This is a genomic window from Psychroserpens sp. (assembly GCF_047633235.1).
Classification (GTDB): Bacteria; Bacteroidota; Bacteroidia; order Flavobacteriales; family Flavobacteriaceae; genus Psychroserpens.
On sequence record NZ_JBLIET010000073.1, the window covers coordinates 1 to 9015 of the forward strand.

The window sequence follows — 9015 nt, forward strand, 5'->3', positions numbered from 1 at the left end:
GTTTTCTTTTCTTCGGAAATGAGCTTGTTTTGGAGCCTTAGAATAATTTAATCAATAGAATGGTCTTAATCATCGAACTGCGAAGTTGGTTCAATATGTAAGAAAAGTAAATACACTGCAATAAGTAAGCTCTTTTGTATCTATATAGAGATACAAAAGGTATTGTAGTGCACAAAATGTTTGTTGTTTTGTTTCTTAAGGTCCTCTTCTAATATTATAAGGTGTAGAATCGTAATAAGCTAGTCAAAAAATAAAAAGATAATATTGTGATTCTACTTTTTCTCTAGGATTTGAAATGGCTACAACAGTTTTTTCAATATACTTGTCTGCAGTGAACTATTTCCGAAACGGAAATTTAGAAATTAGAAGGCTTCCAGAATTAGGGATAAGTACTACGGATGGGTTAATTTAATCCTTGGTATGGTATCCTATTTAATAATAGCAACTTTAACTATTTAAGTGGTCAAAAAGGTTTGCTAAGTTTTAATCGCTACAGACGGTTAGAAGAAGTGTTGTTTGAAGCATTAATACTAATTTATTGAGAATTCTATAATATCCCCTTTTTCCAAACTCCATGTATCACTCAATCCAGCATTAACTTCAAGCACATATTTTGCAGGAGCTTCAGATGGTAAAGACGTTTCATTCATAGGTTCTGCATTTTTTTGAATGCTCACAATAGTCTTATTCTCAGAAATAAATATAATGTCTAATGGTATTTGGGTATTTTTCATGTAGAATGAACGATTGTTTGTATCTGGAAAAATGAATAGCATACCTTGATTATTATCCATGCTAGAACGATACATCAAGCCCGTTTGAGTTGAGTATTCATCATCTGCAATTTCAATATCTAGAGATGTTAATAAAGAATCTGTAATCGCTTTTTTAAGTTGGAGTTCACCTTCTTTTTTAAATGTGACTTCCACTTGTTTTACTTCTGAATATTTCTGTTCCTCTTTACATGACCAGAGTTGCAAGGCAACGCTTCCGAAGAATGAAAAAATAAAAACCTTAAATGCAAAACGTTTCATGATTAGCTCAATTTTGTTCTAGCCTTGTAAACAAACATAAAATAAAGACCTATTAAAACAAACGGAACACTTAGTAATTGACCTGTGTTAAGTCCAAATAAGATGAAATATTCGTCACCTTGAGGTTCTTTTACAAATTCAACGAAAAATCTAACTGACCATAGTAAAACTAAAAATAACCCAAATAAGAAACCTTGTTGCTCACTCTTTTTAGTTTTCCAATAGAAATACCACAAGATTAAAAACACAAAAATATAACTACCCGCTTCATATAATTGAGCAGGATGCCTTGGCACTTGTTCTACTATTGGTAATTGTTTAAAGGTCACACCAAAATCGCTTCCTGTTGGTTTACCAATAATTTCAGAATTTATAAAATTTCCTAATCTCACAAATACAGCTCCAGAGGCTACAGGTATCACGACACGATCTAGAATCCAAAGCACCGTTTTATGTAATACCTTTTTATTATATAGGTACATCGAGATAATCATGGCGATGGCTGCACCGTGACTTGCTAGTCCTTGAAAACCTGTGAATTCAAAACCACCTTTAAATTTAAAAGGTAAAAAGATGCTAAAAAAGTCTTCGCTTATAAGTTCTGGTTGGTAAAAAATAACGTGACCCAATCGAGCGCCTAGCATAATTCCAAGAACAGCATAGATGAATAAAGAATCTAAAGACTCATTGCTTTGACCTTCATGCTTGTAGATGCGTTTCATGATTTGTAACCCAAGGAGAAACGCGACGATCCACATCACACTGTAATAATGTAAGGTGAAAAAACCTAAATCTAATCCTTTTGAAGGATCCCAAACCATATCAATAGCAAGCATAGAATTTTATTTTATGGGATAAAGATAATATTATTGAATGAACTCATCTTGACTTTTTGTTTTAAACCTAAAAATATTGCTTTTGTGCTGTAATGAAATTATATTTTCTCAATATAGCGCACTACGTTTATAAAACTAAATTAAATTAGAGTACAAAATGAATGTTTTGGAGGTAGAAGAAAATGTTAAAAGGAGTTTACAAAACTATAGTTGTTGTCAAGATATTTTTAGTCTGCTTTCTCAGGAACAGTGTCATAGCCTGATTTTCCCCAAGGCGATGGAGCGCAAACGAAAATGTATGGTGTACATTTTTAGCGAACAGGCGAGCTTGCGCATTGGCAAGCTTTTGGTTGTCATCCTTTTCTGGAACAGGGTCGTAGCCTGATCTTCCCCAAGGTGATGGAGCGCAAACGAAAATGTACGGTGTACATTTTTAGCGAACAGGCGGGTTTGCGCGTTGGCAAGTTTTTAGTTGTCATCCTTTTCTGGAACAGGATCATAGCCTGATCTTCCCCAAGGCGATGGAGCGCAAACGAAAATGTACGGTGTACATTTTTAGCGAACAGGCGAGCTTGCGCGTTGGCAAGTTTTTAGTTGTCATCCTTTTCTGGAACAGGATCATAGCCTGATCTTCCCCAAGGCGATGGAGCGCAAACGAAAATGTACGGTGTACATTTTTAGCGAACAGGCGAGCTTGCGCGTTGGCAAGTTTTTAGTTGTCATCCTTTTCTGGAACAGGATCATAGCCTGATCTTCCCCAAGGATGACAACTAAAAATTCTTCTGATTGCTAATTTTCCTCCTTTCCAAAGTCCGTGTTTTTCTAATGCTTCTTTTGTATAGTGAGAACATGTAGGTTGAAATCTGCATGTCGCAGGTGTTAGAGGGGAGATTACCGCTTGGTAAACTTTAATCAATAGGAGAAAAGGATATGTTAGAAATTTCTTCAATTAAAAGTGTATTGTTGAGTTGTTTTTTGTAGAGTTGTTCTACGCTTACTTTAGAAAATGGTTTCGAAGACTATTTATTTTATTAGTTATTGATCCTATGTCTTTTATTGAATTCATTAAGCTTTCTTCTGAAATAAAATTAAGCTCTTTTGATATAATTAATTGAATAGCCTCTTTCCAGATTTCTATTTTTTCAAATGAATAAACGTGCATGCTTGTGGATTTAGAGTGAATTCTAAATGTATCTAATTTTTAAATCAAAGCACCATTTCAGTTAGTTAGCCACAACACAACAACACAACAACTTTATATTTAATTAGTCGAGAACGTTGTCCCGTCCTTCCCATCATTCAATTGGATGCCTTTTGCCGCTAATTCATCACGAATCTTATCTGACATCGCAAAATCTTTATTAGCTCTTGCATCTTGTCTTAGTTGGATTAATAATTCTACAGCGCCTTGTAATTTGTCGGTTCCAGTATTTACTTTACTAGAGTTTTCTAACCCTAAAACATCATAAGTGAATTCTAACATCGTTCTTTTAAGTAGTTCTAAATCTTCCGAAGTCAATGAAGCAACACCAGAATTTATTTGATTGATTTGTTTAGAAGCTTCAAATAAATGTGCAATTAGTATTGGTGAATTGAAATCGTCATTCATCGCATCGTAACAGTTTTGACGCCATTGTTTAATATCAAATGTTGATGCGTCACCAGCTTTTAAAACCTCCAGAAGATTAACAGCATCCATTAATCTATAGAATCCTTTTTCACTAGCCAATAATCCATCATTAGTTAAATCTAAAACACTTCGGTAAGACGACTGCGCGTTAAAAAACCGAATTACGCTAGGACCAAATGCTTTAGACATAATAGCGTTGTTTCCCGAAATTAATTCCGCAGGATTAATAATATTCCCTGTAGATTTTGACATGCGTTGCCCATTTAATTGCAACATATTAGCATGCATCCAGTAGTTTACAGGTGCTTTGCCCTTAGCAGCTTCACTTTGTGCGATTTCACATTCATGATGTGGGAATTTTAAATCCATTCCGCCACCATGAATATCAAAATTATCACCAAGATATTTTGTACTCATCGCTGTACATTCTAAATGCCAGCCAGGAAAACCATCACTCCAAGGCGAAGGCCAACGCATGATATGTTGTGGTTCGGCACGTTTCCATAATGCAAAATCTTGTGGATTCTTCTTATCACTTTGACCATCAAGAGCTCTTGTATTATGGATAAGGTCTTCGAGTTTGCGCTTGCTTAAAATTCCGTAGTTATTAGTCTCATTAAACTTATGCACATCAAAATAAACAGAGCCATTAACAACGTATCCAAAACCATTTTCTATAATCGTTTTAATAAGCTCAATTTGCTCTATAATGTGACCAGTAGCAGTAGGTTCTATGCTTGGTGGTAAGAAATTAAAAGTATTTAAGATATTATGAAAATCAACAGTGTAGCGTTGAACAACTTCCATAGGCTCAATTTTTTCTAAACGTGCTTTCTTAGTGATTTTATCTTCACCAACATCGGCATCATTTTCTAAATGTCCTGCATCTGTAATATTTCTAACATAGCGTACTTTAAAGCCTAAATGCTTTAAATAACGAAACACCATGTCAAAAGACATAAACGTCCTTACATTTCCTAAGTGCACATTACTATACACCGTTGGTCCGCAAACATACATGCCTACATAGCCGTTTTCAATAGGTGTGAAGACCTCTTTATTTCCGCTAAGAGTATTATAAATTTGAATGGTCTGCTCTTCGTACAAGTGCATAGTGCTAGGTGTTTAAATTTCTATTCGTGTTGAACTATATTATAGTAGTCAAAGCTAACATTTTATTTTTTTCTTCGAAAGAAAGAAAGCTTAAAACGCAGTATCGAGGCTTACATAATCTAAGAATTCTCGTTTGGTTTCTTTGCTTTTAAAAACACCTCCAAATTCTGAAGTTATGGTACTACTCGCGACATCTCTTATGCCTCTAGAATTAACACACAAATGTTTTGCATCGATTATGCAGGCTACATCTTCAGTATTTAAAACCTTTTGAAGTTCTTTAACGACTTGAATTGTAAGGCGTTCTTGCACTTGTGGACGCTTTGCAAAATAATCAACGATTCTATTCATTTTTGAGAGCCCAACGACGGTACCGTTAGAAATATAAGCAATGTGAGCTTTTCCAACAATTGGCAGTAAGTGATGCTCGCAAGTTGAATAGACCGTAATATTCTTTTCAACGAGCATTTCTCCATACTTGTATTTATTATCAAATGTAGAAGCTTTTGGTTTTTTATCAGGATCAAGTCCGCCAAATATCTCGTTTACAAACATTTTTGCAACTCTGTTTGGTGTCCCTTTAAGGCTATCATCTGCCAAGTCAAGTCCTAATGTTTCCATAATGTGTTTAACATCCTCTTTTATAATATTAATTTTTTCAGATGACGTTAGTTTAAAAGCGTCATGTCGTAAGGGCGTTTCAGATGATGATCCAACATGGTCATCTCCAATAGCGTCATAGTCTTGAATATCTTTTTCTATTTTCATTTGTTATACTTCGTAGATCTTTAAATTCTTTTTAATTAAAATAATCATTCCTTTTTCTAAAGGAGGATGCAAAGATAAACAATAAAAAAAAAGAGAGTAGGGTAGGGTTTTTTAAATTTAACATGTTATATGTCTATAATCGGAATGAGCTTACATGATATCCGATTTAACAGTTTATTTATTAAAATTTTCTTAAATTCCGCTTCTTAAAAAAACAAAACAACCATGAATCCAAAATTTCTGTTCCCTCTAATATTAATCTTTACATTATTAGTGTCTACTTCACTATTTTCGCAATCAAGAAAACAAAAAACAATCCATTATAATGCTAACGTGAGTGCGCCTTTAATGAGTTCAGAATTAGGATTGATTACAGAGGTTTATAGTTCTACAGCTCATGAAAATATATTAGATAAACCACAACGTTTAAAGGATATTAAAAACATTCTTCGAAACAGAGTTGAGATTAAAAATATTCCTAATCCTAGTGATCAAAAAGAGTGTACTTTATTATCAGAGGTGCCTTTAATGAATTACTACGTTTCTGATTTGCAACGTGACGCTAATTTTAATCCTCAAAATTTTAATCCATTAAAGTATTTATTTAATTTTTATTCCCGCGGAACGCAGATGTATAGAGTGGATAATACCAACTACTTTATCATTATCGAATCTCAATACAAATAAAATTTAATTATCCATTTATACTATAAGCTATGAAAAAGGCATTACTCATAATTTTTACATTATTTTCTCTTAATACCTACGCTCAAGATATTCTCATGCAAAATGGTACAGTTACCGGTTGTTCGGGAACATTCTATGATTCTGGTGGAGTAGGAGGAGCATACTCAAGCAATGAAGATTTAGTAATAACAATTTGTCCTGATAATCCAGGGCAATTAGTACGATTAATATTTACAGAATTTAGTACACAACTGGGATCAGATGTGATGACGATTTATAATGGTGATAGTGTAGCAGCACCTGTTTTTAATGTAGCTGATGGCGCAAATTCACCAGGAACAGTTACGGCGACAGATGATAATGGGTCTGGTTGTTTAACCATCCAATTTGTGTCGGATGCTGCAGGAACAACCACAGGTTGGGCAGCAGACATATCATGTTTTACACCATGTCAAACGGTAGTGTCTCAATTAGATTCTGCTGTACCTGCTCCAAATGGAGATGGATATATTAGAGTGTGCCCTAATGAAGATGTTACGTTAACAGGAAGTGGTGTTTTTGAATTTGACGGAGCAGGAGCCAATTACGAATGGGATTTAGGCGATGGTAATACAGCTGCAGGCCAAACAGCAACTTTTTCCTATGCAATACCTGGTGTTTACATTGTAAACTTAAACATAAGAGATGCGAATACAGATTCAGATCCTTTGGGATGTGCTAATACGAATTTAATAAATCAAGTTATTCAAGTAGCCACAGAACCGAGTTTTTCGGGGACTGGTGCTGCAAATACAGATTTATGCTTTGGAGAAACAACAACGATTGATGGTGTTGTTACGCCCACACTTTTTGCAAACGATTGTACGCCACCTGTAAGTGGAACTACATTTTTACCTGATGGTTCTGGCGCAGTCTATACAACATGTATTACTGTAGATTGTTTTGAGTCAGATCAAGTATTAACAGATGTTAATCAACTTATTGATATCTGTGTTAATATGGAGCATTCTTATTCTGGAGATTTAGATATTAGAATTATATCTCCAAACGGTCAAGAGGCAGATTTATTTACACAAGCAGGAGGCGGTATTTATTTTGGAGGTGCTGATAATTTGGATAATAATGTACCAGGAGTAGGTGCAGATTATTGCTTCTCCATGTCTGCAACAACGTTGCTAGAAAATGCAAATACTGTTATTGCAGGTTCAAATCCACCTAATAACTCTTGGGCACCAGGAACCTATTTACCAGTAGAGTCTTTTAATGCCTTAATTGGTAGCCCTTTAAATGGAGATTGGTGTATCGAGATTGTTGATAATATTGGAATAGATAATGGATATATATTTTCTTGGGGATTAAATTTCGATCCAAATATTCAACCACCAGAGCTGTCGTTTACTCCTGTAATAACTTCTGAAGGTTGGGATACAGATCCTTCAATTACGAACATTACAGGATCTACAATTACTGTAGCACCTTTAACAGCAGGTACATATTGTTATACGTATAGAGTTACTGACGATTTTGGATGTGAGTACACACAAGAAGTTTGTATCGATATGGCAGAAGATATTACTGCGGATGGGTCAGCAACAGTTGCAACTATTTGCGATGGAGATGATGCGGTTTTCAATATTACTGGAACAGCGAATGCTTCTGTAACCTATACCATTAACGGAGGAGCGGTACAAACCGTGGTATTGGATGGAACAGGTAATGCAATAGTAACTATTACCGCGCCAACAGCAGATCAAACCTTAAATCTTATTGATGTTTCTCTTGGAACGCCAGATGTCATCGGCAATGCACTAACAGCCATCGGTGGTTTTGACACAGCTAACGCCCTTGGTCCAATTGATCCTGCCGGTACTGCTGCTAGTGGTACAAATTGTGCGAGAATAACTTCTGCGGAACCTTTACTAACATTAACATTAGAAAATAATGTGCCAATTGGAACAGATATAATTATAAGCTTAGCCAGAAATAATATTACTGGAGATATGATCATTTCAGATGGTGTAGCCAATTTAAATTATAGTACTGGATCAGAAGATGTTTTAGAATATATCGTTTTCACTACTGGCGCTTCGACTAATTCATTGACATTTGAGAGAATTGAAGGTCAACTTTGGATTGATGGTGTTGAATATACTATTCCTGGAAATCTTTGTACAGTTATTGTTGACGATACTGAAATTATTACTGTTGGAGCTGTATTTGATACTACTTTTACGATGACACCAACATGTGATGGAGCAATAGCGACTATCACCGGAGATACTGGAGGTGTATTTACTTTTGAAGACCCACAACCTACGGATGGTGCAGTTATAGATTCGGTTACAGGGACTGTAACTAATGGAGTTTCAAATACAACATATAATGTAATTTATGAATTTGCTGATGCTTGTAGTCCAGGAACGACACAAACGTTTACTGTGCTTTCTTCTAATAATGCATCTTTTTCTCTAATACCAACATGTGATGGAGCAACCGCTGCAATTACAGGAGATAATGGAGGCGTATTTTCGTTTAATCCAATCCCAACAGATGGGGCTATAATAGATCCCACTACAGGAACGATAACAAACGGAATTCAAGGGGCTACCTACTCAGTAGATTACTCAGTAGGGGGCGCATGTCCAGCTATAGCTAATCAGTCAGTAACAGCTTTACCATTTGAAGACGCTAGTTTTACTCTAACAGCGACTTGCGCAGGAGCTACAACAGTTATTGCGGGAGATGTAGGAGGTGCTTTTGCTTTTAATCCAGTTCCTACTGATGGTGCAACGATAGATACTGCTACAGGATTAGTTACAGGAGTTTCAGGAACAAACTATACAGTAGAATATACTACAGGAGGACCTTGTGCGGAAACTACAAGTGAGACAGTAACGGTTTTTTCTTCGGAAGATGCCTCATTCACATTTACGCCAAATTGTACAGG

7 protein-coding genes are annotated in these 9015 nt (G+C 35.5%); 2 read left to right on the forward strand and 5 right to left on the reverse strand.

Going from position 1 to position 9015, the window contains the following annotated elements; all coding sequences use genetic code 11:
* Positions 1-530: 530 nt before the first annotated feature.
* The 5 genes from ACJAZK_RS14205 to folE form a co-directional block, all read right to left on the reverse strand.
* The gene (locus ACJAZK_RS14205; protein WP_415224597.1) at positions 531-1034 is read right to left on the reverse strand and encodes a DUF192 domain-containing protein; all 504 of its coding nucleotides are present in this window, start codon (positions 1032-1034) and stop codon (positions 531-533) included.
* Between the two features lie 2 nt (positions 1035-1036).
* Positions 1037-1870, reverse strand: a complete 834-nt coding sequence (gene lgt, locus ACJAZK_RS14210) for a prolipoprotein diacylglyceryl transferase (RefSeq protein ID WP_415224598.1) — start codon at positions 1868-1870, stop codon at positions 1037-1039.
* 712 nt (positions 1871-2582) lie between these two features.
* A complete protein-coding gene (yidD, locus tag ACJAZK_RS14215; RefSeq protein ID WP_415224599.1) occupies positions 2583-2819 on the reverse strand; it encodes a membrane protein insertion efficiency factor YidD in 237 nt (78 codons plus the stop codon).
* A gap of 312 nt (positions 2820-3131) precedes the next feature.
* The gene (gene cysS, locus ACJAZK_RS14220; protein ID WP_415224600.1) at positions 3132-4613 is read right to left on the reverse strand and encodes a cysteine--tRNA ligase; all 1482 of its coding nucleotides are present in this window, start codon (positions 4611-4613) and stop codon (positions 3132-3134) included.
* 90 nt (positions 4614-4703) lie between these two features.
* Entirely contained in the window at positions 4704-5381 is a 678-nt protein-coding gene (folE, locus tag ACJAZK_RS14225) for a GTP cyclohydrolase I FolE (RefSeq protein WP_415224601.1), read from the reverse strand.
* Between the two features lie 225 nt (positions 5382-5606).
* On the opposite strand from folE, the gene ACJAZK_RS14230 reads away from it, so the two are divergent.
* Both ACJAZK_RS14230 and ACJAZK_RS14235 read left to right on the forward strand, forming a co-directional pair.
* Complete coding sequence (locus ACJAZK_RS14230) at positions 5607-6068, forward strand: hypothetical protein (RefSeq protein WP_415224602.1); 462 nt, start codon at positions 5607-5609, stop codon at positions 6066-6068.
* 29 nt (positions 6069-6097) lie between these two features.
* Positions 6098-9015, forward strand: a 2918-nt coding sequence (locus ACJAZK_RS14235) for a PKD domain-containing protein (RefSeq protein ID WP_415224603.1), incomplete at its 3' end; no start/stop codon positions are given.

What these genes read in the sequence shown, in the direction of transcription:
- ACJAZK_RS14205 (WP_415224597.1), bottom strand. Translation starts at nt 1,034, where the DNA reads ATGAAACGTTTTGCATTTAAGGTTTTTATTTTTTCATTCTTCGGAAGC.
- lgt (WP_415224598.1), bottom strand. Translation starts at nt 1,870, where the DNA reads ATGCTTGCTATTGATATGGTTTGGGATCCTTCAAAAGGATTAGATTTA.
- cysS (WP_415224600.1), bottom strand. Translation starts at nt 4,613, where the DNA reads ATGCACTTGTACGAAGAGCAGACCATTCAAATTTATAATACTCTTAGC.
- folE (WP_415224601.1), bottom strand. Translation starts at nt 5,381, where the DNA reads ATGAAAATAGAAAAAGATATTCAAGACTATGACGCTATTGGAGATGAC.
- ACJAZK_RS14230 (WP_415224602.1), top strand. Translation starts at nt 5,607, where the DNA reads ATGAATCCAAAATTTCTGTTCCCTCTAATATTAATCTTTACATTATTA.